The organism is Candidatus Solirubrobacter pratensis (genome assembly GCF_000425945.1).
GTDB classification, from domain to species: Bacteria; Actinomycetota; Thermoleophilia; order Solirubrobacterales; family Solirubrobacteraceae; genus Solirubrobacter; species Solirubrobacter pratensis.
In genome coordinates, this window is the sequence record NZ_AUEK01000003.1 from 444,857 (window position 1) to 470,228 (window position 25,372).

Annotated in this window: 26 protein-coding genes; 16 read left to right on the forward strand and 10 right to left on the reverse strand. The window is 73.2% G+C overall.

Annotated elements, in window-relative coordinates; all coding sequences use genetic code 11:
• Positions 1 to 29: 29 nt before the first annotated feature.
• The 4 genes from H958_RS34390 to H958_RS0102300 form a co-directional block, all read right to left on the reverse strand.
• Positions 30 to 632: a CDP-alcohol phosphatidyltransferase family protein gene (locus H958_RS34390; protein WP_051323708.1), complete on the reverse strand. Its 603-nt coding sequence runs from the start codon at positions 630 to 632 to the stop codon at positions 30 to 32.
• 15 nt (positions 633 to 647) lie between these two features.
• Positions 648 to 1,412: a phosphatase PAP2 family protein gene (locus tag H958_RS0102290; RefSeq protein ID WP_028057476.1), complete on the reverse strand. Its 765-nt coding sequence runs from the start codon at positions 1,410 to 1,412 to the stop codon at positions 648 to 650.
• A 92-nt stretch (positions 1,413 to 1,504) separates the two neighbouring features.
• Entirely contained in the window at positions 1,505 to 3,094 is a 1,590-nt protein-coding gene (locus tag H958_RS34395) for a hypothetical protein (RefSeq protein ID WP_037408827.1), read from the reverse strand.
• A gap of 246 nt (positions 3,095 to 3,340) precedes the next feature.
• Positions 3,341 to 3,673, reverse strand: a complete 333-nt coding sequence (locus H958_RS0102300) for an ArsR/SmtB family transcription factor (RefSeq protein WP_028057477.1) — start codon at positions 3,671 to 3,673, stop codon at positions 3,341 to 3,343.
• Positions 3,674 to 3,795: 122 nt separating this feature from the next.
• Here H958_RS0102300 and H958_RS0102305 point away from each other — a divergent pair, with 122 nt between their 5' ends.
• Complete coding sequence (locus H958_RS0102305) at positions 3,796 to 4,152, forward strand: hypothetical protein (protein WP_028057478.1); 357 nt, start codon at positions 3,796 to 3,798, stop codon at positions 4,150 to 4,152.
• Between the two features lie 64 nt (positions 4,153 to 4,216).
• Here the strand turns inward: H958_RS0102305 and H958_RS0102310 are convergent, their stop codons facing one another.
• A complete protein-coding gene (locus H958_RS0102310) occupies positions 4,217 to 4,672 on the reverse strand; it encodes a CAP domain-containing protein (protein ID WP_081685520.1) in 456 nt (151 codons plus the stop codon).
• Between the two features lie 275 nt (positions 4,673 to 4,947).
• Between H958_RS0102310 and H958_RS0102315 the strand changes: the two genes are divergently transcribed.
• From H958_RS0102315 to H958_RS34405, 5 genes are read left to right on the forward strand one after another with little or no spacing between them, the layout of a single operon-like run.
• On the forward strand, positions 4,948 to 5,616 hold the full coding sequence (locus tag H958_RS0102315) for an endonuclease III domain-containing protein (RefSeq protein WP_037408828.1): 669 nt from the start codon (positions 4,948 to 4,950) through the stop codon (positions 5,614 to 5,616).
• Between the two features lie 23 nt (positions 5,617 to 5,639).
• The gene (dnaK, locus tag H958_RS0102320; RefSeq protein ID WP_028057481.1) at positions 5,640 to 7,544 is read left to right on the forward strand and encodes a molecular chaperone DnaK; all 1,905 of its coding nucleotides are present in this window, start codon (positions 5,640 to 5,642) and stop codon (positions 7,542 to 7,544) included.
• Positions 7,545 to 8,135: a nucleotide exchange factor GrpE gene (locus H958_RS34400; protein ID WP_051323709.1), complete on the forward strand. Its 591-nt coding sequence runs from the start codon at positions 7,545 to 7,547 to the stop codon at positions 8,133 to 8,135. It begins immediately after the preceding gene.
• Positions 8,136 to 8,137: 2 nt separating this feature from the next.
• Positions 8,138 to 9,247 carry a molecular chaperone DnaJ gene (dnaJ, locus tag H958_RS0102330; protein WP_028057482.1) on the forward strand — a complete coding sequence of 370 codons (1,110 nt, stop codon included), beginning with the start codon at positions 8,138 to 8,140 and terminating at the stop codon, positions 9,245 to 9,247.
• 3 nt (positions 9,248 to 9,250) lie between these two features.
• A complete protein-coding gene (locus H958_RS34405; RefSeq protein WP_037408831.1) occupies positions 9,251 to 9,718 on the forward strand; it encodes a heat shock protein transcriptional repressor HspR in 468 nt (155 codons plus the stop codon).
• 40 nt (positions 9,719 to 9,758) lie between these two features.
• Here H958_RS34405 and H958_RS0102340 read toward each other — a convergent pair whose 3' ends face one another.
• On the reverse strand, positions 9,759 to 11,165 hold the full coding sequence (locus tag H958_RS0102340; protein WP_028057483.1) for an MFS transporter: 1,407 nt from the start codon (positions 11,163 to 11,165) through the stop codon (positions 9,759 to 9,761).
• 90 nt (positions 11,166 to 11,255) lie between these two features.
• Here H958_RS0102340 and H958_RS0102345 point away from each other — a divergent pair, with 90 nt between their 5' ends.
• Positions 11,256 to 11,645, forward strand: a complete 390-nt coding sequence (locus H958_RS0102345; RefSeq protein WP_028057484.1) for a MarR family winged helix-turn-helix transcriptional regulator — start codon at positions 11,256 to 11,258, stop codon at positions 11,643 to 11,645.
• Between the two features lie 10 nt (positions 11,646 to 11,655).
• Here H958_RS0102345 and H958_RS34410 read toward each other — a convergent pair whose 3' ends face one another.
• Complete coding sequence (locus H958_RS34410) at positions 11,656 to 12,072, reverse strand: hypothetical protein (RefSeq protein WP_037408833.1); 417 nt, start codon at positions 12,070 to 12,072, stop codon at positions 11,656 to 11,658.
• Between the two features lie 117 nt (positions 12,073 to 12,189).
• Between H958_RS34410 and H958_RS42630 the strand changes: the two genes are divergently transcribed.
• Positions 12,190 to 15,642, forward strand: coding sequence for a serine/threonine-protein kinase (locus tag H958_RS42630; RefSeq protein ID WP_196807164.1), 3,453 nt, complete (start codon positions 12,190 to 12,192; stop codon positions 15,640 to 15,642).
• A gap of 7 nt (positions 15,643 to 15,649) precedes the next feature.
• Here H958_RS42630 and H958_RS34420 read toward each other — a convergent pair whose 3' ends face one another.
• Together H958_RS34420 and H958_RS47265 are read right to left on the reverse strand one after the other, a co-directional pair.
• Complete coding sequence (locus H958_RS34420) at positions 15,650 to 16,429, reverse strand: C1 family peptidase (RefSeq protein ID WP_051323711.1); 780 nt, start codon at positions 16,427 to 16,429, stop codon at positions 15,650 to 15,652.
• The gene (locus H958_RS47265; RefSeq protein ID WP_028057486.1) at positions 16,414 to 16,680 is read right to left on the reverse strand and encodes a hypothetical protein; all 267 of its coding nucleotides are present in this window, start codon (positions 16,678 to 16,680) and stop codon (positions 16,414 to 16,416) included. Before H958_RS47265 ends, H958_RS34420 begins: the two co-directional genes overlap by 16 nt.
• A gap of 44 nt (positions 16,681 to 16,724) precedes the next feature.
• Here H958_RS47265 and H958_RS0102370 point away from each other — a divergent pair, with 44 nt between their 5' ends.
• The 6 genes from H958_RS0102370 to clpB all read left to right on the forward strand — a co-directional run bounded on the left by H958_RS0102370 (position 16,725) and on the right by clpB (position 23,022).
• Positions 16,725 to 17,384: an FHA domain-containing protein gene (locus H958_RS0102370; RefSeq protein WP_156027618.1), complete on the forward strand. Its 660-nt coding sequence runs from the start codon at positions 16,725 to 16,727 to the stop codon at positions 17,382 to 17,384.
• A gap of 25 nt (positions 17,385 to 17,409) precedes the next feature.
• The gene (locus H958_RS0102375; RefSeq protein WP_028057488.1) at positions 17,410 to 18,120 is read left to right on the forward strand and encodes a response regulator transcription factor; all 711 of its coding nucleotides are present in this window, start codon (positions 17,410 to 17,412) and stop codon (positions 18,118 to 18,120) included.
• Positions 18,108 to 19,511: a HAMP domain-containing sensor histidine kinase gene (locus H958_RS0102380; RefSeq protein ID WP_028057489.1), complete on the forward strand. Its 1,404-nt coding sequence runs from the start codon at positions 18,108 to 18,110 to the stop codon at positions 19,509 to 19,511. The genes H958_RS0102375 and H958_RS0102380 overlap by 13 nt, the downstream gene beginning before the upstream one ends.
• Before the next feature lie 55 nt (positions 19,512 to 19,566).
• Positions 19,567 to 19,914 carry a hypothetical protein gene (locus H958_RS34425; protein ID WP_196807165.1) on the forward strand — a complete coding sequence of 116 codons (348 nt, stop codon included), beginning with the start codon at positions 19,567 to 19,569 and terminating at the stop codon, positions 19,912 to 19,914.
• A 102-nt stretch (positions 19,915 to 20,016) separates the two neighbouring features.
• Entirely contained in the window at positions 20,017 to 20,376 is a 360-nt protein-coding gene (locus H958_RS0102390) for a hypothetical protein (protein WP_028057490.1), read from the forward strand.
• A gap of 84 nt (positions 20,377 to 20,460) precedes the next feature.
• Positions 20,461 to 23,022, forward strand: a complete 2,562-nt coding sequence (gene clpB / locus H958_RS34430; RefSeq protein ID WP_037408839.1) for an ATP-dependent chaperone ClpB — start codon at positions 20,461 to 20,463, stop codon at positions 23,020 to 23,022.
• Here clpB and H958_RS0102400 read toward each other — a convergent pair.
• Entirely contained in the window at positions 23,019 to 23,699 is a 681-nt protein-coding gene (locus H958_RS0102400; RefSeq protein WP_028057491.1) for a hypothetical protein, read from the reverse strand. The genes clpB and H958_RS0102400 overlap by 4 nt on opposite strands.
• 72 nt (positions 23,700 to 23,771) lie before the next feature.
• Between H958_RS0102400 and H958_RS0102405 the strand changes: the two genes are divergently transcribed.
• Positions 23,772 to 24,053 (forward strand): GYD domain-containing protein, encoded by a 282-nt coding sequence (locus tag H958_RS0102405; RefSeq protein ID WP_028057492.1) that lies wholly within the window; start codon positions 23,772 to 23,774, stop codon positions 24,051 to 24,053.
• A complete protein-coding gene (purD, locus tag H958_RS0102410; RefSeq protein ID WP_028057493.1) occupies positions 24,050 to 25,273 on the forward strand; it encodes a phosphoribosylamine--glycine ligase in 1,224 nt (407 codons plus the stop codon). Before H958_RS0102405 ends, purD begins: the two co-directional genes overlap by 4 nt.
• Positions 25,274 to 25,372: the final 99 nt, after the last annotated feature.

A 25,372-nucleotide genomic window follows, 5' to 3' on the forward strand; every position in this document is an offset into this window, starting at 1 on the left:
AAGTAGGAACGTCGCCCGAAGGAACCCGGCTAGGCCGGGTCAGTTACAGGTCGCGTGAGCTCTTTGCGAACGTGGAAGATCCGCTGGAGCACCGTAATCACGGCCATCGCGCCGAGTACATAGACGGCGACCGTGATGGCATCGTCCCAGAACTGGGCGAAGACGAGGCCCGCCGAGAGGATGACCACCCGGACCGCCCGGTCGGCGATCCCCACCTTGCACTCCACCCCGAGCGCCTCGGCGCGGGCGCGTGTGTAGGACACCATCAGCGACGCCACGACGGCGATCACCACGGCGCCGGCGGCGAGGTCGTCGCCCTGGCGCGAGAAGTGGACGCCGACTGCGGCGAGCACGACGCCCTCCTCGATCCGGTCCAGCGTCGAGTCCAGGAACGCGCCGAACGGCGTGCCCTTGCCCGACATGCGCGAGTAGCGCCCGTCGAGCGTGTCGCAGACCGAGCCGACGATGAACGCGATGCCGCCCGCCAGCCACCACTCCTTGTAGACCAGAGCGGCGGCGACCACGCACAGGGCGAAGCCCGTCAGCGAGATCGCGTTGGGCGTCAGCCGCGACTCGATCAGGCGATTGCGGAAGTGCTGCTGGTAGTCGCGCGCGGTCGTCGGGCGGCTCATGCTCGGGCGGAGAGCCTACCCGGCGCGTGCGGGACCCGCGAGCGCGGGCTCCCATGCCCACGCTTGTGGGCGCGCGCGGGCGAACAGCGTCTGCGCCGCCAGCGCGGACACCGCGGCCACGCCCGCGCCGCTGACCGCGTCGAAGATCCAGTGGTTGCCGGTCGCGACGACGACGAACGTGACGACCGGCGCGTAGGCGATCCAGAGCCCCTTCGCCCACGCGTGGCGCACCATCCTGATCATCGGCACGCTCAGCATCAGCGCGAAGCACACGTGCATCGACGGGACCGCGGCGAACGGGTTGAAGAGCGCGTTGACCGAGGACTCCGAGACGCCCGTGAAGTCCGCGACCGAGTCGATGAAGCCCAGCTCGGGGAACATCCGCGGCGGCGCGGTCGGGAAGGCGACGTAGCCGACCAGCGCGAGTCCCATCGCGACCATGAACATGTTGCGCACGAAGTAGAAGTGCTCGTTGCGGAACAGGTAGATGAACGCGAGCGTGCACGTCGTCACGACGAAGTGCGAGTTCAGGTACATCCAGCTCGCGAGGTCGTCGAGGAACCCGGTGCCGACCGCCCACGCCTGGACCGAGTGCTCGACGAACACGTGGGTCGACCGCTCGAGATGGATGACGTCCTGAGCGTGGTCGAAGGCGGAGACCGTCTGGTCGTACACCATCCCGCGCGCCAGCCGGTACAGCCAGTAGGCGCCGCAGAACAGGACGATCTGCCGCATGAGGTCCAGCGTTCCGTTCGGAAGCAGGCGGCGGGCGAGGGGCATCACCCGATGCTAGACACGCCCGATCGGGCGACCCAGTGCGGCTATCCCCCGAACACAGGTCCTAAAGGGCCGTTGAAGAATTCCGACGGACCCTAACCACCGGCCGCCGCCTGCTGCTGCTTGCAGGCGGGATTGGCGCGCCGGTCGATGTCGAAGCGCGCCTGGACGAGCACGACGCCGCTGCCGCCGGGATCGACCTCGGTCCAGCCGCCGGGCGCCTCGCGCACGCACGCTCCGCGCGTGAACCAGTACCGCGTGTAGCGCTGGCGCACGACCGTCGGCTTGTGCGCGTCGACCTCGAACCAGGTCGGCCCCGCGCCGATCACCTTCGCGCCGCCCGACGCCGGCGGGTCCGTGTCGCGCACCTCCCAGATGCGCCAGCGCGCCGACGAGTAGACGGGCTTGAGGTACTTCGCGCCGCGGTCGAGCACCTTCGCCTCCTGGACCGCGGAGTAGTCCAGCGGGGCGTTCGGCAGCGCGACCCAGCGGACCGCGTTCTCGCGCAGCCACGCGTGGTAGCTCGCCGGCGTCAGCTTGCGCCCGGAGTAGAAGATCGGGTTGGACTTCTGGTCGAGCTGGCGCTCCCACCCGCGCGCGAGCGGGACGACCTTCGCGAGGTCGGCCGCCTCCCAGTGGTTGCGCGTGAGCGGGACCTCGACGCGCTCGCCGGGCTGCGCGACCTTGTCGAGGAAGTTGCGCGCCTCGGCCTGGAAGGACGCCTTCGTGCTGGGATCGCCGTGCGCCTCGGCCACGGCGCGCACGGCGGGCAGCCACTGGAGATAGAGCAGCCCGACCCCGACGACCGCGAGCGCCGCGAGCGGGACGCGCCGCCGGTGCGCGAGCGCGAGCACGGACGGCCCGGCGAGCACGCCGAGCCGGAGCGCGTTCTGCCCGAACGGGGACGGGACGAAGAACGCGCCGACGAGGACGAGCAGGTAGAGCATCCCGGCGGCCCAGATCACGCGCCGGCGCGGCGCGAGCAGTGCCACGGCGCCGGCGGAGAGCGCGAGCATCGGCCAGAACGCGGTCGCGGTGAAGCGGTCGGTCCCGCCCTCGGGGAACAGCAGCCACAGCGCGAAGCCGCCGGCCAGCGCGGGAAGCGCGAGCCGCGCCGCGGTGCCGAGGGCCGCGCGGCCGCCGGCGAGCAGCGTCGCGGCGGCGCCGAGCAGCAGGAACGCGCCCGCGACCGGGCTCGCCCACATCGCCCCGAGCGCGAGCAGGACGGAGGCCACGCGCCAGCCGATGCCGCCGCGCCGGCTCTCGCACCACCACGCGGCGATCGCGAGCGCGACTCCCAGCAGGAACGGCATCCGCCCGATTGCCAGGTTCGACAGCACGCCGGCGGCGAACAGCCACGAGGCGACGGCGCCGGCGGTCGGGCTCGGCGCCGCGCCGCGGGCCAGCGGCACGAACGCCGCGACGGCGAGCACCGCGGAGCCGACGCCGACCAGCGCGGGCCCCGCCTGGGCGGCGAGCGGCGCGAACAGCAACGAGTAGCCGAGCACGTGATGGCCGCCGTACCACTGCGCGTTCCAGACCGTCAGCCCCTCGTGCTGGAAGAGCCACGCCCGGTACGAATGGGCGGCCATGTCGGCGGTCGCCGGATGCGCGATGAGATAGACGACGCAGAGCACGGCGCATCCCAGCGCCGGCGCAAGAGGATGCTCGAACGCGCGCCGCATTGGCCTTGGGCACCCTAGCGCCCCTAACGTCGACCGGAGGTCATAAGGCCCGCCTCGGAACGGCGAGCGGGCGGCACCCGCGACGGCCGTTGACCGGAGGGCGAAACCCGTTCTCCCCCGTCCCGCGACGGGCACGCTTGCAGAGCCGCGAGGTAGGCGCCCGCGACGGCCGTTGACCGGAGGGCGAAACCCGTTCTCCCGCGTCCCGCGACGGGCCCGCTTGCAGAGCCGCGAGAGCGGCGATCTCTACGCCGAGGCCTTGGCCCGGCCGAACAGAGCAGCGAGCTTCGCCAGCGCCTCCGGCGCGACGCTGAAGTACGCATATGGGCCGCGCTTCTCGCGCTCCAGGATCCCCGCGCGCACGAGCTTGCGCAGGTGATGGCTCACCGTCGGCTGGCGCAGCTGCAGGCGCGACTGGATGTCGCGCCCGTTGAGCTCGCCGCCCGGCGCGTGTAGGAGCTCGCTGAGGATCAGGACGCGGCTCGCGTCGGCGAGCGCGTGGAGGAGCGAGGCGATCGCCGACGCCTGCTCCGGCTGCAGGGGCGCCGCCGTCAGTGGCCCGTGATCGAGCGCTTGCACGTACGCAGATTGACAGATGTCACTGCAGATATCCAATGGAATCGATACCGCGATTGACGCACGTCGATATCTGGGTACAACAGGTAGTACGTAACACCCCATACGAAGGAAGGAGCGCGGCCATGCGCACGCACTTCATCTCACGACTCATCCTGCTCCTCGTCGCCGGCTTCCTGGTCCTCGCATCGCAGGTCTGGGCGAACAACACGCTCGAGTGGATCTTCATCGTCGGCGGCGCCGTCATGATCCTCCTGGCGGCCGTCGGCATGACGCGCGAGGATCGCGCCCAGCGGGTGCTCGACGGCCTCGTCTTCCTGCTCGGCGCGTGGTCGATCGTGCAGGCGATCGTCTTCAACGGCAACACGCTGGAGTGGACCTCGTTCGCGACTGCAGTGGCCGGCGTGGTGATCGGGACGATCGGCGTGGTGAGCACGACCGAGGTCAGCGGCGAGAGCCACCTGCCTCACGCCGCCCGGTAGCGTCGCACCGAGATCGTAAGGCGCGCCCGCCCCAGCGGGCGGGCAGCGCCCGCGACCGCCGCGGCTAGCCGGCGAAGTCCGCCGTGACCATGCAGCGCGAGGGCGAGGCCTTGCGTCCCACGCCCACCGCGTGGAACCGCGGCGCCAGCATGATCTTGCGGTGCGCCGCCGACTGCAGCCACATGGCGACGACCTTGCGGCTGTCGCAGCGCGTCAGCCACGCGAGCGTCTCGCCGACCGAGCGAGCGCGCGTGTAGCGCCGCAGCCGCGCGTTGACCGACCCGTGCGTGAACGCGCCTGAGCGCAGCATCGCCGCCGAGTGGGCGTCGGCGGCTCGCGCCAGCGCGCGGTTGACGCGCAGGGCCGGCAGGCCGTGCTGCGCACGCGCCGTGTTCATCGCCTTCAGGATCGCCATCTCGGCGCGATCCTGGCGCGCGGCGGCGGAGGCGGAGCAGGGAACGGCGATGACTACGAGCAGCACGACGACCAAGCCGCGCAACGACGTGCGCAGAGAACGCATTGAGACTTCTCCCTAGGGGCCGGAGCGACGTCTGACCACGCGCTCCGGGAGATTTCTGACCAGCGCCGTCCCAGCGCCTTCGGAACCGGCATGCGTTCCTTGCGGGGCGCGACCCTATTCCCCAACCCGTCGCGTTTCAGCCCTGTCGGCGGGTGCGAAGTAAGAAATGTGACCGCGATCACCGCCTTTTCACCTGATCGGGGTAGCGGCCGTCACCCGCCGGGCGAGGAATTGCGGGCCGCTCGTGTCGCTGCGGCGAGTACCGTCGTCGCGGCATGCCAGATCCCACGCGCGCCCGCGTGCGGCGCATCCGGGACCGCCTCCGCGAGGTCTACGGGCGCCCGCTCGCGCCCCCGCACGGCCAGGGCCTCGACGAGCTGATCCTGACCGTCCTCTCCCAGTCGACCAACGACCGCAACCGCGACGTCGCGTTCCTGCGGCTGCGCGAGCGCTTCGGCAGCTGGGAGGCCGTGCGCGCCGCGCCCAACGCCGAGGTCGAGGAGGCGATCCGGCCCGGCGGGATCAGCAAGGTCAAGTCCGCCCGGATCCAGCAGATCCTCGAGGCGATCGGGGATCCGCTCAGCATCGACCACCTCGCCGGCGCCACCGTCGAGGAGGGCCGCGACTACCTCGTCGCCCTCCCCGGCGTCGGCCGCAAGACCGCGGCCTGCGTGCTCCTGTTCGCCTACGGCAAGCGCGACGTCCCGGTCGACACCCACGTCTCACGCGTGGGCACGCGCCTGGGGCTGTTCCGCGAGAAGGCGCCGTTCGAGGAGCTGCACGACACGATGCTCGCGATCACGCCGCGCGGACAGGAGCTCGAGCTGCACGTCAACCTGCTCCGCCACGGCCGCAGGACCTGCCACGCACGCCGCCCCGACTGCGGCGGATGCGACCTTCTGCGCATGTGCCCGTTCGGCTACAATCTCAGCCAAGCAGACTGAGATCTTGTAGAGGAGTCCAGCACATGGCAAAGACCATCGGCATCGACCTCGGAACCACGAACTCGTGCATGGCCGTCCTGGAGGGCGGCGAGCCGACGGTGATCGAGAATTCAGAGGGTGGGCGCACCACCCCGTCGGTGGTCGCCTTCACGCAGAGCGGCGAGCGCCTGGTCGGCACCGTCGCCAAGCGCCAGGCGGTCACCAACCCGACGAACACGGTCTTCTCCATCAAGCGCTTCATGGGCCGCAAGGAGGCCGAGGTGCGCGAGGAGGAGTCGATCGTCCCGTACACGGTCGTCTCCGGCAGCGGTGGTGACGCGCGCGTGGAGGCGGGCGGCAAGGAGTACTCGCCGCCGGAGATCTCCGCGATGATCCTGCAGAAGCTGAAGGCCGACGCCGAGGCCTATCTCGGCGAGAGCGTCGACAGCGCGGTCATCACGGTCCCGGCGTACTTCAACGACGACCAGCGCCAGGCGACCAAGGACGCCGGCCGCATCGCGGGCCTGGACGTCAAGCGCATCATCAACGAGCCGACCGCGGCGTCGCTCGCCTACGGCCTCGACAAGGAGAGCGACCAGACGATCCTCGTCTTCGACCTCGGCGGCGGCACGTTCGACGTGTCGGTGCTCGAGATCGGCGACGGTGTGTTCGAGGTCAAGTCGACCGCGGGTGACAACCACCTCGGCGGCGACAACTTCGACAAGGCGATCGTCGACTGGCTCGCGGCCGAGTTCAAGCGCGACCAGGGCATCGACCTGACGCAGGACAAGATGGCCCTGCAGCGGCTCTACGAGGCCGCCGAGAAGGCCAAGATCGAGCTGTCCTCCGCGCAGGAGACGCAGATCAACCTGCCGTTCATCACGGCCGACGCCGCCGGCCCGAAGCACCTCGACGTGCGCCTCACGCGCGCCAAGCTCAACGAGCTGGCCGGCGCGCTGATCGAGCGCGTCGTCGGCCCGGTGCGCCAGGCGATCGACGACGCCAAGGACAAGGGCGTCAAGGAGATCCAGCACGTCGTCCTCGTCGGCGGCATGACGCGCATGCCCGCCGTCCAGGAGAAGGTCAAGGAGCTCACCGGCAAGGAGCCGCACCGCGGCGTCAACCCGGACGAGGTCGTGGCCGTCGGCGCCGCCATCCAGGCCGGCGTCCTGGCCGGCGACGTCAAGGACGTGCTGCTGCTCGACGTCACCCCGCTCACGCTCGGCATCGAGACCAAGGGCGGCGTGATGACCAAGCTGATCGAGCGCAACACGACGATCCCGACGCGCAAGTCCGAGGTCTTCTCGACCGCCGAGGACAACCAGCCATCGGTGGAGATCCACGTGCTCCAGGGCGAGCGCGAGATGGCCTCCTACAACAAGTCGCTCGGCAAGTTCCAGCTGACGGGCATCCCGCCGGCGCCGCGCGGGATCCCGCAGATCGAGGTCGGCTTCGACATCGACGCCAACGGCATCGTGAAGGTGTCGGCGAAGGACCTCGGCACGGGCAAGGAGCAGAAGATCGAGATCAAGTCCGGCTCCGGGCTCTCCGACGACGAGATCAGGAAGATGGTCTCCGACGCCGAGTCGCACGCGGACGAGGACAAGCGCCTGCGCGAGCTCGCCGAGGCGCGCAACGCCGGCGAGTCGGCCGCCTACAACGCCGAGAAGCAGCTCAAGGACCTCGGCGAGCAGGTCGACGAGGCCTCCAAGCGCGAGATCCAGGACGCCGTGAAGGACCTCAACGAGGCCGTCAAGGGCGAGGACGCGGAGGACATCCGCGCCAAGACCGACCGCCTGCAGACCGCGTTCCACCGGGTCTCCGAGACCATGTACGAGCGCGCGCAGGCCGCCCAGCAGGCCGAGGCCTCCGGCAACGGCGCCTCCGGCGACGGCGCCGGCGCCGAGGAAGAGGTCGTCGACGCCGAGGTCGTGGACGAGCAGAAGTAAATGGGCGACGAGACGATCCACACCGACCAGGTGGTCGCGGAGAACGGGGAGTTCTCCGCGGCCGCGCCGCCCCATCCGGCGGCGGCGGGAACGGGCGAGACGTCGTTCGGCGACGCGGAGGCCCCCGCGGCCTCCGAGCTGGCCGCCGTCCAGTCCGACCTCACCGACCTGACCAAGCAGCGCGACGACTACCTCGCGCTCGCGCAGCGCACGCAGGCCGACTTCGAGAACTACCGCAAGCGGATGGCGCGCGAGAACGCCGCCGCGACCGACCGCGGGATGGCGAAGCTGGCCAAGGAGCTGCTGCCGGCGCTCGACCACCTCGAGCTCGCGCTCAAGGCGGCTGAGGGTCACGAGGACGTGGTGAAGGGCTTCGCCATGGTCGCGGGCGAGATCAAGGCCGCGCTGGGGCGCGTCGGGATCCAGCCGTTCTCGCCCCAGGGCGAGGCGTTCGACCCGAACGAGCACGAGGCGATGGCCCAGCAGCCGGTCGACGGCGCCGAGTCCGGCACCGTCGTCGAGGTCTACCAGTCCGGCTATCGCATCAACGGCGCGGTGCTCAGGCCCGCGCGCGTCGTCGTGGCGGCGTAGCGATGGCGCGGGCGGCTGACTACTACAAGACCCTCGGCGTCGACAAGAAGGCGTCGCAGGACGAGATCAAGAAGGCCTACCGCAAGCTCGCCCGCCAGTACCACCCGGACACGAACAAGGACTCCGGCGCGGAGGAGCGCTTCAAGGAGATCTCCGAGGCCTACGACGTCCTGGGCGACCCCGACAAGCGCAAGAAGTACGACCGCGGCGGGGTCTTCGCCGGAGCGAACCCCTTCGGAGGCGGCGGCCCCGGCCAGCCCGGCGGCGCGACCGACTTCGGCTCCTTCTCGGACATCCTCTCGGGCATCTTCAACACGGGCGGCGGGCGCGGCACGCGCACCAAGCCGACGGTGGAGCGCGGCAAGGACCTCGAGACGAGCGTCTCGCTGTCCTTCGAGCAGGCGATCGAAGGCGCGCAGGTGCCCGTGACGGTCGCCACGCACGCGGCGTGCACGACGTGCCGCGGCACGGGCGCGCGGCCCGGCACCTCGCCGCAGGTCTGCCCGGTCTGCAACGGCCGCGGCGTCGAGGCGCAGGGCCAGGGCGTGTTCTCCATCACCCGGCCGTGCTCGCGCTGCGGCGGGTCCGGCACCGTGATCGAGGAGCCGTGCCCGACATGCGGCGGCCAGGGCCGCCTGCGGGAGATGAAGCGCTACCGCGTGAACATCCCGGCGGGCGTCAAGGAGGGCTCGCGCATCCGCCTTCCCGGCAAGGGCGAGGCGGGCCTGCGCGGCGGGCCGCCCGGCGACCTCTACGTCGTCACGCACGTCAGCGAGTCGCCGGTGTTCAAGCCCAAGGGCGACAACTTCGAGGTCGAGGTGCCGATCACGGTCGCCGAGGCGCTCGGCGGGGCCGAGGTCGAGGTGCCGACGCTGCACGGGACCAAGAAGCTGCGTGTCGCGCCGGGCACCAAGCACGGCACGCTGCAGCGGCTGCGCGGCGAGGGCCCGCCGGCGCTCGGCAGCTCCTCGCGCGGCGACCTGCACTACCGCTTCGTGATCGACATGCCGAAGGAGCTCAACAAGGAGCAGCAGGCGGCGGTCGAGCAGCTCTCGAAGGTGATGAACGGCAACCCGCGCGAGCGGATCCTGCGGGCGGCGGGTCAGGCGTAGGCCATGGCGACCCGCCGCACCAGGATCACGGCGCGCGTCGAGCACGACCGCGGCGTCTTCATGATCTCCGTCGCCGCCGAGCTGGCGGAGATGCACCCGCAGACGCTGCGCATGTACGAGGCGCGCGGCCTGATCGAGCCCAAGCGGTCGCCGAAGGGCACGCGCCTGTACTCGCAGGCCGACGTCGAGCGCCTGCGGCGGATCCAGGAGATGACGACCGAGTGGGGGATGAACCTCGCCGGCGTGGAGCGCGTGTTCGACCTGGAGTCCCAGCTCGAGCGGATGCAGCGCAAGGTCGAGGCGCTGGAGCGGCGCTCGGAGCAGTTGCAGGAGGAGATCCAGGCACGCTCCGCCGAGATCGCGCGCCTCGAGGAGGTCCGCCGCAGCGTCAAGGCGGAGATCGTCCGCTACGAGGCCGCTCCGGGCACCGCGCTGATCCCGATCCGCCGCGTGCGCAAGCGCTCCCAGTAGGAGAGCGCGGCCCGCACGAAGGCGGGCCGCTGTGCGTTACTCACGCCTCGGCGTAGGCCTCCTGGCCGCGGCCCGGGACGATCCCGGCGAGCGCCACGACGAGCCCGAGGACGGCGACGCCGAGGACGACCGCGATCGCGGTCCGGTAGGCGTCGACGATGTCGCCCGAGCCGCTCGCGACCGCACTGACGACGGCCAGCGCCAGCGCGCCGCCGACCTGGAACGAGGTGTTCACCAGGCCGGATGCGAGGCCCTGCTCGTGGTCCGCGATCCCGGCCGTGGCCTGCATGTTCAACGACGGGAAGCAGAGCGCGAAGCCGACGCCGATCAGCAGCATCGTCGGCAGGATCGTGAGCGCGTACGGCGCCGCTTCGATGCGCAGGAACAGCGCGTAGCCGGCGGCGAACGCGACGGCGCCGGCCGCGATCAGGCGCGCGGTGCCGAAGCGGTCGACCAGCGGGCCGATCCGCGGCGCGCCGAACGCGACGATCAGGCCGGCCGGCAGGAACGCGAGCGCGGTGTGCAGCGCCGACCAGCCGAGCGTGTCCTGTAGGTACAGGGTCGCGACGAACTGGAACCCGACGTAGCCGCCGAAGACGCTCATCGCGCCGAGGTTCGCGCGCAGCAGCGAGGCGGAGCGCAGCACGCCGAGGCGCACCAGCGGATGCGACGAGCGCCGCTCGATCGCCACGAAGGCCGTCAGCAGCGCGGCCGCGACGGCGAACGCCGCGAGCGTCAGCGGGTCGCCCCAGCCATCCTGCGGCGCCTGTACGACGGTGCGCACGAGCAGCAGCATCCCGGCCGTGAGGGTGACCGCGCCGGGGAGGTCGTACCGGCGCCGCGCGCCGAGATCCGGCCGGTCAGGACGGATCAGCCGCGGAACCGCGAACAGGATTCCCAGCGCGACGGGCACCGGCAGCAGGAACGTCCAGCGCCAGCCGAGCTCGGTCAGCAGGCCGCCGAACACGAGCCCGAGCGAGAAGCCGCTGGCGCCGGTCGCGGTGTAGATGCTGAGCGCGCGGTTGCGCGCCGGACCCTCGGTGAAGGTCGTGGTGATGATCGAGAGCCCGGCGGGCGCGGTGAACGCGGCGCTGGCGCCCTTCAGGAAGCGCGTCAACACGAGCAGCGTGCCGTCGTCGACGAGGCCTCCCGCGAGGGAGGCGAGCGTGAAGACCGAGAGCCCGGCGAGCAGCACGCGCCGGCGCCCGAGCAGATCGGCCATGCGGCCGCCGAGCAACAGGAGGCCGCCGTAGCCCAGCACGTAGCCCGAGATGACCCACTGGAGCTGGGAGGTGGTCAGGCCGAGATCGGACTGGATCGACGGAAGCGCGACGCCGACCATCGAGACGTCGAGCCCGTCGAGGAACAGCACGCCGCAGAGGAGGATCAGCGCGCCCCAGAGGCGGGCGTCCCAGCGCGGCGCGGCAGGGGAGGAGAGATGGGTCATCCCCCAAGACAATACATGCACACGCATCTAATGCCCATGCACAAGTTGTAACCGCATATTGTGCGGACGCCCGATATACTCGGCTCCGAAATGACTCAGCCAGCTCCCGCCGGTTCGCTGGAGAGCGAGTGGCGCGACCTTCTCGCCCGTCACGCGCGCACCGCCTGCGCCCTCGATCGCGAGCTCGAGGCGCACCACGGCCTGGGGATGAGCGAGTTCGAGGTGCTGGACCGGCTGGCGTCCGGGACGGCCAGCCGGGTGCAGGAGCTTGCGGAGGACATCCACCTGAGCCAGAGCGCGCTCTCGCGCACCGTGGCACGCCTGGAGAAGAACGGGCTCGTGCAGCGAGCGATGTGCGCTGACGACCGTCGCGGCGTCTCGGTCTGCCTCACGCCGGCCGGCCACGAGCGCTACGAGGCGGCGCGGCCCACGCACCGCCGGGTGCTCGAAGAGAACCTCGCGAGCTCGCCCTGCGAGTGATCCCGGTCCACTAGGCGAGGATCAACGCCGGCGGCTCCGGGTCCGCCGTCGGACCGGGCGTCGCCCACAGCGCCATCAGCAGCGCGGGCGCGACGCGCTCGTGGATGCCCTCGAGCACGTCCTCCTCGCGCAGTCGCACGATGATCACGCGGTTGGACGCGGCGTCGAGCGGGAAGCCGCGCGCCGCCATCGCGCAGGCGACGTCCCAGGCGTCGCGCCCGGTGTCGCGCAGGTCGATCGCCAGCCGCACGCCGGCGTCGGGACCGCGCGAGACCTCGGGCCCGATGACGCGGACACCGTCGAGCTCGGCGAGCCGGTCGCGCGCCGTCATGGCGGCGAGGCGCACGCGGTGAAGGGTGGCCTCCGCGGCGAAATCCCGCGTGCCGGGGGCCTCGGAGGGCGGGAACAGAAGAGACGGAACGGCCATATGGCGAACCTTCCCGGAAGGTCAGCGTCGCGACCATCCATGGGGGGGGTGAACTGATCCGACACCAGGGGTGAGCACCGTCACCCCGTCGGATGAGTGACCCTTATGCTCGGGTCCTTGATACGCGCGTGCCCAACCTGCGGCCGGCCCCTGCCGGACGACGGCTCCCCGTGCCCGAGTTGCACGCTGCCGTCGCCCGAGGCGTCGGCGCCCGCGGCCGATGCGCCGGAGGGGCTCGTCGCGGGCCGCTACCTGCTCCAGCGCCGGCTCGGTCGCGGCGGCGCGAAGGACGTCTGGCTCGCGCACGACCTCACGCTCGACCGCGCGGTGGCGCTCGCGCGCGTCAGCGGGCCTTCCGCGTGGGAGCGCCTGCGGCGGGAGGCGCGGCTGACCGCTCGCCTGGGCGGCCACCGCCATATCGTCACCGTCCACGACGTCTTCGACGACGCCGGGACGCCGTGCCTGGTCGCTCGTTACATGACGGGCGGCTCGCTCGCCGACCGCCTCGCACGCGCGGCCGGCGGGCGCTTGGAGCCGGGCGAGGCGATCCGCGCCGGGCGCGAGATCGCCGACGCGCTCGCGCACGCGCACGAGCACGGCGTGGTGCACCGCGACGTCAAGCCCGACAACGTCTGGGTCGACGCCGAGGGGGAGGCTGCGCTGGGCGACTTCGGCATCGCGCTGGGCGAGGGGGAGGCCGGCGGCGCGGCGACCGGCACGCCGCTGTACGCGCCGCCGGAGCAGGCGGCCGGCGCGCCCGCGAGCGCGCGCAACGACCTCTACGCGCTCGGCGCGACGCTGCACGAGCTGCTGTGCGGCAGCCCGCCGCCGCGCGACCGCGCTCCCGCCGCGATCGCCGGCGTTCCCGAGCCGCTGGAGCGCCTCGTGCTCGCCCTGCTCGCGCGCGATCCGGCGGACCGGCCCGCGAGCGCCGCCGAGGTGCGCGCCGCGCTCGACGCCCTGCTCGCCCCCGCGCCGCGCGCGCCGGCGCCGCCGTCCGGACTGGTCGGGCGAACCGCGGAGCTGGACCGGCTGCACGCGGCGCTCGACGCCGCCTGGGCCGGCGCCGCCGGCACCGTGCTCGTCGCGGGCGAGCCGGGCATCGGCAAGACGTCGCTGCTTGACGCGCTCGCCGCCGCGGCACAGCGCGAGGGCGGCGCCGTCGTGTGGGGCCGCGGCGACCCGGAGCGCCGGGCGTACGGCGTCTGGCGCCCGGTCGTGCGCGCGCTGGCCGGCAGCGTCGGCGGCGATCCCGCGCCCGCGCTGCGGCGCCTGACCGGCGAGGCCCAAGGAGCGCCGGGCGCTGGAGCTCCGGATGCCGGTGGAGAGGAGGAGCGGCTGCGGCTGTTCGACGCCGTCGCCGACCTGCTCACCGCCGCGGCGGCCGAGCGCCCGCTGCTGCTCGTGCTCGACGACCTGCACTGGGCCGACGCGTCCTCGCTGCGGCTGCTCGCGCACGTCGCCGGCGCCGAGCGCGGCGCGCGGCTGCTCGTGGCGGGCGGCTACCGCGCGGGCGAGTTCCCGCTCGGGGCGGTGCTGGAGGAGCTCGAGGGCGACCCGCGCACGACGCACATCGAGCTCGCCGGCCTCGGCCCGGCCGACCTGCGCGCGCTCGTCCCCGCCGAGGCGGCGATCGGCGACGAGGCGCTCGAGGCGATCCACGCGCGCACCGCCGGCAACCCGTTCTACGCCGCCGAGCTGCTGCGGCTCGCCTCCGAGGGGCGGCTCGCGGGCGTGCCTGCGCGCGTGCTGGAGGTGGTGCGGCGCCGGGTCGAGCGGCTGGGCCCCGAGGCCGGGCGCGTGCTGGAGGCGGGCGCGGTCGCGGGGCGCTTCACGATCGCCGACCTCGTGCGCGCCTCGGGCGCGCCGCGCCCCGAGGTGGTCGCGGCGCTCGAGCGCGGGACCGCGGCGGGGCTGGTGGTCAACGCCGGCGAGGGTCACTTCGCGTTCGCGCACGCGATCGTGCGCGACGCCGTCCAGGAGGCGCTGACCGAGCGCCGCCGCAGCGAGCTGCACGAGGCGGTCGCCGCCGCGCTGCGCACGCGCCGCGACGCCGGCGCCGACGTGTCCGCCGCGCGGCTCTCGCACCACGCGCTCGCGGCTGCGCGCGGCGGCGCCGATCCCCAGCCGGCATGGCAGGCGGCGCTCGACGCCGCCCACGAGGCGGCGCTCTCGCTCGGCCACGCCGAGGCGGCCTCGCACTACGCCGAGGCGCTCGAGGCGCTCGCGCTCGGCGCTGAGGCGCCGGCCGAGGAGCGCCGGGACGCGCAGCTCGCGCTCGCCGACGCGACGTTCGCGGCCGGCGAGATCGCCGAGGCACGCCGCCGCTACGCGCAGGCGGCGGCCGCCGCGCGGCGCGACGGCGATGCGGGCGCATTCGCGCGCGCCGCGCTCGGCTTCACGCAGGTGCTCCCGTACGGCGAGGTCGACGCCGAGGGCGTGGCGCTGCTCGCCGAGGCGCTCGAGCGCCTGCCCGCGCACGACAACCCGCTGCGGGCGCGCGTGCTCGGGCTGCTCGCGGTGCTGGAGTCCGATCAGGATCAGCGCGAGGCGCTGATCGACGAGGCGCTCGCGCTCGCCCGCCGGCTCGACCACGAGCCGACGCTCGGCTGGCTCTATCCCGCCGCCGTGATCGTCAACTGGCGCCGCTCGGAGCTGCGCGCGGCCGCGGCCACCGAGGTCATCGGGATGGCGACGCGGCACGCCGACCACGGCGCGCTGGTGTGGGCCTACGTGCACCGGATCCGCGACGCGCTGCAGTCGGGCGACGTCGCGGGCGCCGACGCCGAGCTCGACCGCGCGCGGCCGGTCGCGCACGCGACGCGGCGCAGCGTGCACCGCTGGTTCCTGATGGTCGCCGAGGCGAGCCGCGCGGCGTTCGCGGGCCGGCTGGAGGAGGCGGACCGCATGACCGAGGAGGCGCTCGCGCTCAACCGCCGCCACAGCGACGACTGCTTCCAGGAGCACACCGTCCAGCGGCTCGTGCTCGCGCGCCTGCGCTGGCGCCCGCACGAGGCCGACCTGCCGCAGCTGCGCGGGTTCGCCGCGCGCTACCCGCACCTGCCGGCGTGGGAGGCGATGGTCGCCGCGCTCGAGTTTCAGCTCGCCAACCCCGAGGGCGCGCGCCGCAGCGTCGCTATGGTCTCGCTCGACGCCGTCGAGCGCTCGCCCGACTTCCTCGCCGCCGCGGTGAACCTGGGCGAGGCGGCGGCGGGCGCGGGGGGACCCGTCGAGCGGCTCTACGAGCTGCTCGCCCCGCACGCCGAGGCGAATCCGGTGATGGAGAACATGTGGGCGGCCTGGGGGCCGGTTGCGCGAGTGCTGGGGCTGCTCGCCGCGGCATCCGACCGGCCCGGCGACGCGGCGGCGCACTTCGAGCACGCGGTCGGGCTCGCGATCGCGTGGGGAGCGCCGGCCTGGGCGCTGCTCGCGATCGGCGACTGGCTCGCGACCGCGGTGCCGGTCGCCGACCGCCCCGCGCTCGTCGCCCAGGGCCTCGCGCTCGCGCGCGAGCTCGGCCTGCCGTGGGTCGCCGCGCGGATCGCCGACGAGGCTCGCATCCTGTCCTGAGACAGGTCTAGATCGTCACGCCGTAGCTCTCGATCACCGCGGCCGCGGTGTACGCGAGGCTCATGCGGGCGTAGCCGCCGTCGGCCCAGCCCGGCCCCCAGCTGGAGCGCAGGAGGAAGTGATCGGGTGCGTAGCCGAACAGCGCGGCGCAGTGACTGCCCGCGACGGTCCCCTCGTCGAAGCCGTCGAGCTCAGGCCCGGCGTGCTCGATGTTCCCGTCGATCTTGATCAGGACCGCGATGGGTCCGTGCTCGAACAGCCAGCGGCGCCAGCGCGGGAAGAAGCTCGAGCGGTCCTCGACCGCGTCGTCGCCGAGGTTGAAGTAGGCGCCGATCTTGTGCGCGGACGCGTAGAACGCGTCCGGCGCGCCGGCCGCAAGCCCGCGGTCCCACGGCAGCGCCTCCTCGGCCACCACGCCGAACTTGCGCGCGACGTCGAGCCCGGCCTTCAGGCTCGTCCCGTCCTCCTCCAGGAACGCCGACGGGTAATCCGTGCGCTTGTCGGTCTCCTTCGCCGACATCCACACCTGGCGGGCGGACAGCCGCGCGCCGGGCGCCAGGCGGCCGGCCTGCACGAGGTGCCAGCGCAGGACCGAGTCGGCGACCGTCCAGCCGACGCAGGAGGCGGTCCGTCCCTGGTCCACGACGGGATGCCACGGCTCGCGCAGGTCGACCGTCTCGGGCAGGGGCGCCTGCCCGAGACCGGCACGGGCCGGGCCGTAGTCGTCCTCGCGCCCGCGCGAGCGCAGGGCGACGGGGAGGCCGGGGAGCGCTAGCTCCCGATCCACGATCCGGCGTCGTCGTGCAGGTCGTGCGCCTTGGCGGCGACCTGCTCGGCGTGGGTGGTGTCCGGCTGGAGCTCGTGGACGAGCTCGTAGTTCGCGACCGCCGAGGCGAGCGCGTAGGCGTGCGAATGGTCGCCGTGCTCCTTGGCGTCGTCGAACCTGCGGGCGAGCTCCTGCTGACGCTCGTCCTCGCTGAGGTCGGCGTACCCCGGCCAGGGCTCGCGCGCGGTCCTGCTTGACGTGACTTCAGCCATCGCGCGACTCTATCTCGCGCGCAGACCTTAGAGTGCTCAGCGCCGTGAGCGAGTGGCCTGACCGACACGCATCGACGCCGACCGAGCTGCAGGCGCGGCTCGCGGCCGAGCGCGCGGCGTCGCCGTTCATCGAGCTGCGCGACGGCGACGGCGTGCAGCAGCTGATGCCGCTGCCCGGCGGCGGCCTGACGATCGGGCGCACGCCGCAGTCCGGGCTCGCGCTGACATGGGACGCGCAGGTGTCGCGCAGCCACGCGACGCTGGAGGCGATCGACGGCGTCTGGACGGTGCTCGACGACGGGCGCTCCACGAACGGGACCTTCGTCAACGAGGAGCGCGTGCAGGGGCGGCGGACGCTCAACCACCTCGACGTGATCCGCGTGGGCGCGACGCGGCTGCGCTTCCACGACGCGACCGGCGAGGCGGCGCTGTCGCTGACCGAGGTGTCGACCGAGGCGCTCGTCCCGCCGCTCACGGCGGCGCAGCGGCGCGTGCTCGTCGCCCTATGCCGCTACGCCGATGGGCCGGCGACCAACGAGGAGATCGCGCGCGAGCTGACGGTGAGCATCGACACCGTCAAGACGCACATGCGCGCGCTGTTCGACGCGTTCCAGCTCGGGGCGGCGCCGCCCTACCGCAAGCGCTTCGAGCTCGTGCGGATGGCGGTCGGGGCCGGGCTCGTGCCGCCGCCCGAGCGGCGATAGCCGATTCGCCTTACATTGGGAGGCGGTGAGCGACCGCCCGCTGGTGCTGTTCGTCGAGGATGAGCCCTCGATCTTCGAGCCGTTCTCGGCTGCGTTGCGCCGCGAGGGGTTCGAGGCGGTCCTCGCGGGGACGCTGGCCGAGGCGCGCGCCGCCCTCGCCTCGCGCGCGCCGGACTTCGTGCTGCTCGACCTCGGGCTGCCCGACGGCGACGGGCGCGACCTGTGCCGCGAGCTGCGCGCCGCGTCGGACGTCCCGATCATCGTGCTGACGGCGCGCGGGACCGAGCTCGAGCGCGTGCTCGGGCTCGAGCTGGGCGCCGACGACTACGTCGTCAAGCCGTTCAGCGGGGCCGAGGTGATCGCGCGGATGCGAGCCGTCATGCGGCGCGCACGTCCCGCGCCGGCGCCGGCCGCGAACGGGCCGGTCGCGATCGGCCCGCTGCGCATCGACGCCGCGTCCCGGCGCGTCTGGCTCGAGCAGCAGGAGCTGCAGCTCTCGCGCAAGGAGTTCGACCTGCTGGCCGAGCTGGTCGCGCACGCCGGCGAGGTCGTCTCGCGCGAGGACCTGATGGCGCGCGTGTGGGACGAGAACTGGTTCGGCTCGACCAAGACGCTCGACGTGCACGTGCGCTGGCTGCGCGGCAAGCTCGGCGACGATCCGTCGGCGCCGCGCTTCCTGCACACCGTGCGCGGCGTCGGGTTCCGCTTCACCGGGGCGGACGAGTGGGCGCACTGAGCCTGCGTGCGCGGCTGCTGCTCGCGCTCGCCTACGTGCTCGTGCTGGCGGTCGGCGCGCTGCTCGTGCCGCTCGTGCGGTCGGTGCGCGACCGCGTCGGCGCCGAGGTGCGCACGCAGGCGCTCGCGCAGGCGGACGCCGTGGCGGCGGTCGCGGGCGCGTCGCCCGATGACCTGTCGGCCGCGATCGCCGGGCGTCCGGCCCCGGATCTCGACGTGCTCGTCTCGACCTCGGCGCGCACATCGCGCGGTCGCGTCGTGGTGGTCGGGCCCGACGGGCGGGTGATCGCCGACAGCTCGCCGGGGAGCATCGGCGCGGACTTCTCGTCGCGCCCGGAGATCGCGGGTGCGCTGCGCCGGCGCGTCGTGCAGGAGGAGCGCCCGAGCGCGACGCTCAACCAGCGGCTGCTGGCCACCGCGGTCCCGATCCGCAGCGCGCCGGGCGGCGCCGTGCGGGTCACCCAGAGCGTGGCGGCCGTGTCGCGCGCCGTGGACGCGGCGACCGTCGGGCTCGTGCTGATCGGCGTCGTCGTGCTCGGGCTGGGCCTCGCGGCGGGCGCGCTGCTGGCGGCGAGCGTGGTCCGGCCGATGCGGCGCCTCGCGGCCGCGGCGCGGCGGGCCGGCGAGGGCGACCTGGGCGTACGCGTGCCCGAGGAGGGCGCGCGCGAGCAGCGCGAGCTGGGGCGCGCGTTCAACGACATGACCGCGCGCGTGCAGCGGATGGTCGACGCCCAGCAGGCGTTCGTCGCCGACGCCTCGCACCAGCTGCGGACGCCGCTGGCGGGACTGCGGCTGCGGCTCGAGGAGGCGGCCGCGGAGGCAGGCGAAGGGCCGGCGCGGGCGCAGGTCGACGGCGCGCTCGGCGAGGTCGATCGCCTCTCGGGCATTCTCACCGAGCTGCTCGTGCTGAGCGAGGCGGGCGCCGCGCGGGCGCCGGACGCCGCCGTCGACCCGCTGCGCGCGTGCCGCCGCGCCGCGACGCGCTGGAGCGGGCACGATGCGCGGGTCGTCGTCGAGGGCGGCGACGGCGCCGCGGTGCGCTGCGCCGCCGCCGACCTCGACCGCATCCTCGACGTCCTGATCGAGAACGCGCTCGCCTACGGGCCGGCGGGCCAGACGATCGCCCTGACGGCCGACGCGGGCCGCATCACCGTGGCCGACGAGGGCCCGGGGCTGGCCGGAGGCGAGGAGGAGTCCGTGTTCAACCGCTTCCACCGCGGCTCCGCGGGCCGCGCCGTCCGCGGCGGCACCGGCCTCGGCCTCGCGATCGCTCGCGAGCTGGCCTCGCGCTGGGAGGGCACGGTCACGCTCGCCAACGGCACGGCCGGCGGCGCGGTCGCCACCGTCACGCTCCCGCTCGTCACGGCACCGGTGCTGGAGGCGGCGCCGTGACGCGCCGTCGCGGCATCGCCGGCCGTTGGCCGGCACGCGGCTCCGGGAGCCGCTCGTGACCGGCTGGCGGCGCACGGCGCTGTGGATCGGCGCCGCCGTTGCGGGGCTCGTCGTCGCGGCCGCGCTCACGACGGCGGCGGCGACGCTCTCGAATCAGCGCGTCGGCATCTCCTCCGAGCCGCTCACGGCCGGGAGCGAGCTGGCGCCCGCGGCGACCGCCACGGCCACCGCCACGCGAACGCCGAGGCCGGCGCGTACGGCGCGGCCGAAGCGGACCCCGCCCCCGCGCGGGACGGCGACGCCGACCCCCACCGCGGCGCCGACGGTCGACGACCACGGAGGCCACGGCGGCGTCGACGGCGGCGGCGGTCGCGGGCGTGGTCGCGGTGGCGGCGACGACTGAGGTCCGACTCGAGCGGCTCGCCGGCCGCGCCGGCGCGAGGCTTTCCCGAATCTTTCCCCGCTGCTCGCCGGCGCTTGGGGGGCCGCGCGCGACCGTGGGGGCATGTCCTTCAAGACTCCCACCGCCATCGCCGCCGGCGTCGTGTGCGCGCTCGCGGGCGTCGCCGGCGCCGCGCTCGCCCTACCGTCCTCTCCGCCGCAGCCGGCCGCCGCGGTCGCCACTGCCACGCCGTCCCCGCAGGTCCGCACGGAGACCGTCCGCCCGACGATCCACGTCGAGCGGCGCGCCCGCGGCCGCGACGACGCGCCGTCCCGGGCGGCCACGCCGGTCCGCCCGCGCCCGGTCCCGGCCGTGGCGACGGTCGACGACTCCGGCCACGACCGCGGGTTCGACGACTCCGGCCGCCACGGAGGCTCGGGCCGCCACGGCGGCGGGCGCGGGCGCGGCGGCGACGACGACTGAAGCGCTGAGGCCGAGGTTGATGCGGCAACCGCGGCGAGCTAAGATCTTAGTCAACCCGACTGAGATTTAGGAATCCGCCTGAACATGCAAGCCGACCGCTTCACGATCAAGTCCCAGGAGGCGCTGCAGGCCGCGATCTCGATCGCGGCGGCGCGTCATCACACCGAGACCCAGCCCGAGCACCTGCTGCTCGCGCTGCTCGAGCAGCCCGAGAGCGTCGTCGGGCCGGTCCTGCGCAAGCTCGGCGCCCAGACCGACGGCATCCGCCGCGAGCTCAACGCCGCGCTGGACGCCAAGCCGACGATCACCGCGGGCGCCAACGAGCCCTCCACCAGCAGAGAGCTGCTCGACGTCCTGCGCGCCGCCGAGCGCGAGGCCGGCAAGCTCAACGACGAGTACATCTCCACCGAGCACATCCTGCTCGCCCTCACCAGCGCCCAGGCCGGCGAGGCCGCCGCCGTGCTCAAGCGCAACGGCGCGACCCACAAGGACACGCTGCAGGCGATCGAGGCCGTCCGCGGCCCGCACCGCGTGACCAGCCAGAGCCCCGAAGACAGCTATCAGGCGCTGCAGCGCTTCGGTCGCGACCTCACGCAGGCCGCCGAGGACGGCAAGCTGGACCCGGTCATCGGCCGCGACGACGAGATCCGCCGCGTCATCCAGGTCCTCTCGCGCCGCACCAAGAACAACCCGGTGCTGATCGGCGAGCCCGGCGTCGGCAAGACCGCGATCGTCGAGGGCCTCGCGCAGCGGATCGTCTCCGGCGACGTCCCCGAGAGCCTGCGCGACCGCAAGGTCATCGCGCTCGACATCGGCGCCCTGCTCGCCGGCTCCAAGTACCGCGGCGAGTTCGAGGAGCGCCTGAAGGCGGTCCTGAAGGAGATCCAGGACGCCGAGGGCCAGGTCATCCTCTTCATGGACGAGCTGCACACGATCGTCGGCGCCGGCGCCGCCGAGGGTGCCGTCGACGCGTCCAACCTGCTCAAGCCGATGCTCGCCCGCGGCGAGCTGCGCGCCGTCGGCGCCACCACGCTCGACGAGTACAAGAAGCACGTCGAGAAGGACGCCGCGCTCGAGCGCCGGTTCCAGCCGATCTACGTCGGCGAGCCGTCGGTCGAGGACACGATCGCGATCCTGCGCGGCCTGAAGGAGCGCTACGAGGCCCACCACGGCGTCACGATCACCGACGCCGCCCTGATCGCGGCCGCCACGCTCAGCCACCGCTACATCGCCGACCGCTTCCTGCCCGACAAGGCGATCGACCTCGTCGACGAGGCCGCCAGCCGCGTCAGCATCGAGCTCTCCAGCGTCCCGACCGAGATCGACGAGGTCGAGCGGCGGATCAAGCAGCTCGAGATCGAGCAGGTCGCCGTCGCCAAGGACGAGACCGCCGGGGCGCGCCGCGAGGAGATCGAGCGCGAGCTGGCCGAGCTGCGCGAGCAGGCCGCCGGCATGCGCGCCCAGTGGGAGCGCGAGAAGGAGCAGGCCGAGGGCCACGGCAAGCTGCGCGAGCGCCTGGACGAGGCGCGCCGCGAGCTCGAGCGCGCCGAGCGCGAGCTCGACTACCAGCGCGCGGCCGAGCTGCGCCACGGCGAGATCCCCGAGCTGGAGCACCGCCTGGCCGAGGCCGAGGCGCACGCCGGCGACGAGGCGATCGAGCCGCCCGTCTACCTGTCCGAGCGCGTCGACGCCGACGAGATCGCCGAGGTCGTGGGCAAGTGGACCGGCATCCCCGTCAGCCGTCTGCTGGAGGGCGAGGTCGAGAAGCTGATCCACATGGAGGAGCGCCTGCACCAGCGGGTGATCGGGCAGGAGGAGGCCGTCCAGGCCGTCTCCGACGCCCTGCGCCGCAGCCGCGCGGGCCTGTCGGACCCGGACCGCCCGATCGGCACGTTCCTGTTCCTCGGCCCGACCGGCGTCGGCAAGACCGAGCTCGCCCGCGCGCTCGCCGAGTTCATGTTCGACAGCCAGGACGCGATGGTGCGGATCGACATGTCGGAGTACATGGAGAAGCACTCCGTCGCGCGCCTGGTCGGCGCGCCCCCCGGCTACGTCGGCTACGAGGAGGGCGGGCAGCTCACGGAGGCGGTCCGCCGCCGACCGTACAGCGTCGTCCTGCTCGACGAGATCGAGAAGGCGCACAACGACGTCTTCAACGTGCTCCTGCAGGTGATGGACGACGGCCGGCTGACCGACGGCCAGGGCCGCACGGTCGACTTCAAGAACACCGTGCTGATCATGACCTCCAACATCCCTGGCGGCCGCGCCGGGGTGGAGGCCGGCTTCAAGCCCGAGTTCGTCAACCGCCTCGACGACATCGTCGAGTTCGAGCCGCTCAGCCGTGAGCAGCTGCGCCAGATCGTCGACCTCCAGGTCGCGCGCCTGATCGGCCGCGTCGCCGAGCGCAACGTCACGGTGGAGCTGACCGACGCCGCCCGCGACCTGCTGGGCGACCTCGGCTACGACCCGACCTACGGCGCCCGCCCGCTGAAGCGGATCATCTCCAAGCGCCTGGTCGACCCGCTCGCGCTCGGCCTGCTCAAGGGCGAGTTCACGACCGGCGACCACGTGACGGTCGACGCCGACGACGGCGAGCTGCGCTTCGAGCGCACCCGCGTGGGAACGGAGGAGCCGGCCGTGGCCTAGTGCTGCGGCCGGGGCTTCTTGGTCACTTCGACTTTGAGCTTCGTGTACAGGCGGGCCTGCGGGTTGTAGGCCTGCTCCTGGTCGAACTGGATCCACCAGCGCCCGGGCTTCGGGTTCTTGAACGGGAACTGGCGCCGGCGGACCGAGAGCAGGCCGCAGTCGCCGTACGGCTTGCCGAGCCGCACGGTCTGCCGGACCTTGCCCTTGAAGACGTAGTGCGCGTAGACCGGCGCGAGCTTGTCGGTCAGCCCGCGCACGCGGAAGCGCACGCGGCTCGAGGTGGTCGCGGGCGTCGACGGCGACTGCGTGACCGACAGCGCGGTGACCTTCGCGACGTGGGTGGCCATCTGGCCGTTATCGCGGGCCTCCGCGAGCCGGAGCGTGAACAGCCGCTGGCCCGAGTCGACATACGGCGCCTGCACGGATCCCGAGAGGTTGCCCAGGCCGTCGGTCTGCGGCAGCGAATCGGCCGGCGCCTGGGAGACCTCGTCGACGAAGACGTTCATGCGCGTGTTCCCGGCGAAGCCGCTCGCGTTGATCGTCACCGGCTCGCGCTCGTCCGGCCTGGCGGAGACGTAGCACGTCTTGTCCAGGGTGAAGTCGGGGATGGCGAAGGCGGCCGCCGGAGTCGCCAGCACGGCGACGACGGCGCCTGCGAGCGACAGGCGTAGGTGCATCGATGAGAGAGAACACCGCATCTGGGCCGGAGGTTCGGTAGAAGGTTGGGGATACCCAGCGAGGAGGATGCCGTGCCGACCTACATCATGCTGTCCACGCTCACGCCGGAGGGCATCCAGACCGTCAAGAACAACCCGTCGCGGATCCGCGAGGTCAATCGCGAGGTCGAGCAGCTCGGGGCGACGGTCAAGGCGCAGTGGGCCACGCTCGGCCACTTCGACTTCGTGAACATCGTCGAGGCGCCGGACGAGAAGACGATGGCCCGCATCTCGCTCGAGCTCGGCTCGCGGGGCACCGGCCACTACGAGACGCTGATCGCGATCCCCATCGACGACTTCATCGCCAGTCTGTGAAGGTCCTCGTCATCGGCGGCGGAGGCCGCGAGCACGCCATCGTGCGGGCGCTGCGGCGCTCGCCCCAGGCGCCGCAGGTCTTCTGCTCCCCCGGCAACGCCGGCATCGCGCGCGACGCCGATCCGCTGGAGGGCGCCGACGACCCCGCGGCGATCAAGGCGGCGGGCATCGAGCTGGTCGTGATCGGGCCGGAGGCGCCGCTCGTCGCGGGCTTCGCCGACGCCTGCACGGACGCCGGTCTGCTCGTCTTCGGCCCGAGCAAGGCCGCCGCGCGGCTGGAGGGCTCCAAGGCGCACGCCAAGGGCGTGATGGCCGCCGCCGGCGTGCCGACGGCCGGCCACGCGGTCGTCTCCGGCGTCGCGGAGGGCCTGGCCGCTATCGACCGCTATCCCGCCGTGATCAAGGCCGACGGGCTCGCCGCGGGCAAGGGCGTCGTGATCGCGCAGGACGACGCCGAGGCGCGCGCGGCGCTGAGCGAGATGCTCGAGGACAAGCGCTTCGGGGACGTTCCGGTGGTGATCGAGGAGTTCCTCGAGGGCGAGGAGCTGAGCCTGCTCGCGCTGTGCGACGGCGAGTCCGCGCTCCCGCTCGCCCCCGCGCGCGACTACAAGCGCATCGGCGAGGGCGACACCGGTCCCAATACCGGCGGGATGGGCGCCTACTCGCCGGTCGAAGGCGCGGGCGCGGCGCTCATCGAGCAGGTCCGCCAGACGATCCTGCAGCCGGTGGTCGAGGAGCTCGGGCGCCAGGGAACGCCGTTCCACGGCGTCCTCTACGCCGGCTTGATGCTCACGGCGCAGGGACCGAAGGTGCTCGAGTTCAACGTCCGCTTCGGCGATCCGGAGACGCAGGCCGTGCTCCCGCGGCTGCGCAGCGACCTGCTCGACCTGATGCTGCGCACGACCCGCCCCGGCGGGCTGGAAGGCGCGACGCTGTCGTGGGACGACCGCGCGGCGGTGACCGTCGTGCTCGCCTCGCGCGGCTACCCGCAGTCGTCCTCCTCGGGTGACGTGATCAAGTTCGGCGGCGTCCCGCGCGGGATCGAGGTCACGCACGCGGGCACGGCGGAGCGCGACGGCGCGATCGTGACCGCCGGCGGCCGCGTGCTGAACGTGACCGCGCTCGGTGACGACGTCCGGACCGCGCGCGCGGCCGCGTATGCTGCCGCGGACGTGATCGACTTCGACGGCAAGACCCTGCGCCGGGACATCGCGGCGTGACCATCTGCGAACCGATGGAAAGACCGACCACCAACGCGACCCTCCGCACCAGCGGCGGTGACCGCCCGTGAGCGAGCCTGTGGCGGAGGCCGAGCCCGG

Coding starts and splice junctions, on each gene's coding strand:
- H958_RS0102290 (WP_028057476.1), bottom strand. CDS start 1,412: ATGCCCCTCGCCCGCCGCCTGCTTCCGAACGGAACGCTGGACCTCATG.
- H958_RS34400 (WP_051323709.1), top strand. CDS start 7,545: ATGGGCGACGAGACGATCCACACCGACCAGGTGGTCGCGGAGAACGGG.
- H958_RS0102340 (WP_028057483.1), bottom strand. CDS start 11,165: ATGACCCATCTCTCCTCCCCTGCCGCGCCGCGCTGGGACGCCCGCCTC.
- dnaJ (WP_028057482.1), top strand. CDS start 8,138: ATGGCGCGGGCGGCTGACTACTACAAGACCCTCGGCGTCGACAAGAAG.
- H958_RS34395 (WP_037408827.1), bottom strand. CDS start 3,094: ATGCGGCGCGCGTTCGAGCATCCTCTTGCGCCGGCGCTGGGATGCGCC.
- H958_RS0102315 (WP_037408828.1), top strand. CDS start 4,948: ATGCCAGATCCCACGCGCGCCCGCGTGCGGCGCATCCGGGACCGCCTC.
- H958_RS34405 (WP_037408831.1), top strand. CDS start 9,251: ATGGCGACCCGCCGCACCAGGATCACGGCGCGCGTCGAGCACGACCGC.
- H958_RS0102305 (WP_028057478.1), top strand. CDS start 3,796: ATGCGCACGCACTTCATCTCACGACTCATCCTGCTCCTCGTCGCCGGC.
- H958_RS0102390 (WP_028057490.1), top strand. CDS start 20,017: ATGTCCTTCAAGACTCCCACCGCCATCGCCGCCGGCGTCGTGTGCGCG.
- H958_RS0102310 (WP_081685520.1), bottom strand. CDS start 4,672: ATGCGTTCTCTGCGCACGTCGTTGCGCGGCTTGGTCGTCGTGCTGCTC.
- H958_RS0102345 (WP_028057484.1), top strand. CDS start 11,256: ATGACTCAGCCAGCTCCCGCCGGTTCGCTGGAGAGCGAGTGGCGCGAC.
- H958_RS34390 (WP_051323708.1), bottom strand. CDS start 632: ATGAGCCGCCCGACGACCGCGCGCGACTACCAGCAGCACTTCCGCAAT.
- H958_RS47265 (WP_028057486.1), bottom strand. CDS start 16,680: ATGGCTGAAGTCACGTCAAGCAGGACCGCGCGCGAGCCCTGGCCGGGG.
- dnaK (WP_028057481.1), top strand. CDS start 5,640: ATGGCAAAGACCATCGGCATCGACCTCGGAACCACGAACTCGTGCATG.
- clpB (WP_037408839.1), top strand. CDS start 20,461: ATGCAAGCCGACCGCTTCACGATCAAGTCCCAGGAGGCGCTGCAGGCC.
- H958_RS34410 (WP_037408833.1), bottom strand. CDS start 12,072: ATGGCCGTTCCGTCTCTTCTGTTCCCGCCCTCCGAGGCCCCCGGCACG.
- H958_RS0102400 (WP_028057491.1), bottom strand. CDS start 23,699: ATGCACCTACGCCTGTCGCTCGCAGGCGCCGTCGTCGCCGTGCTGGCG.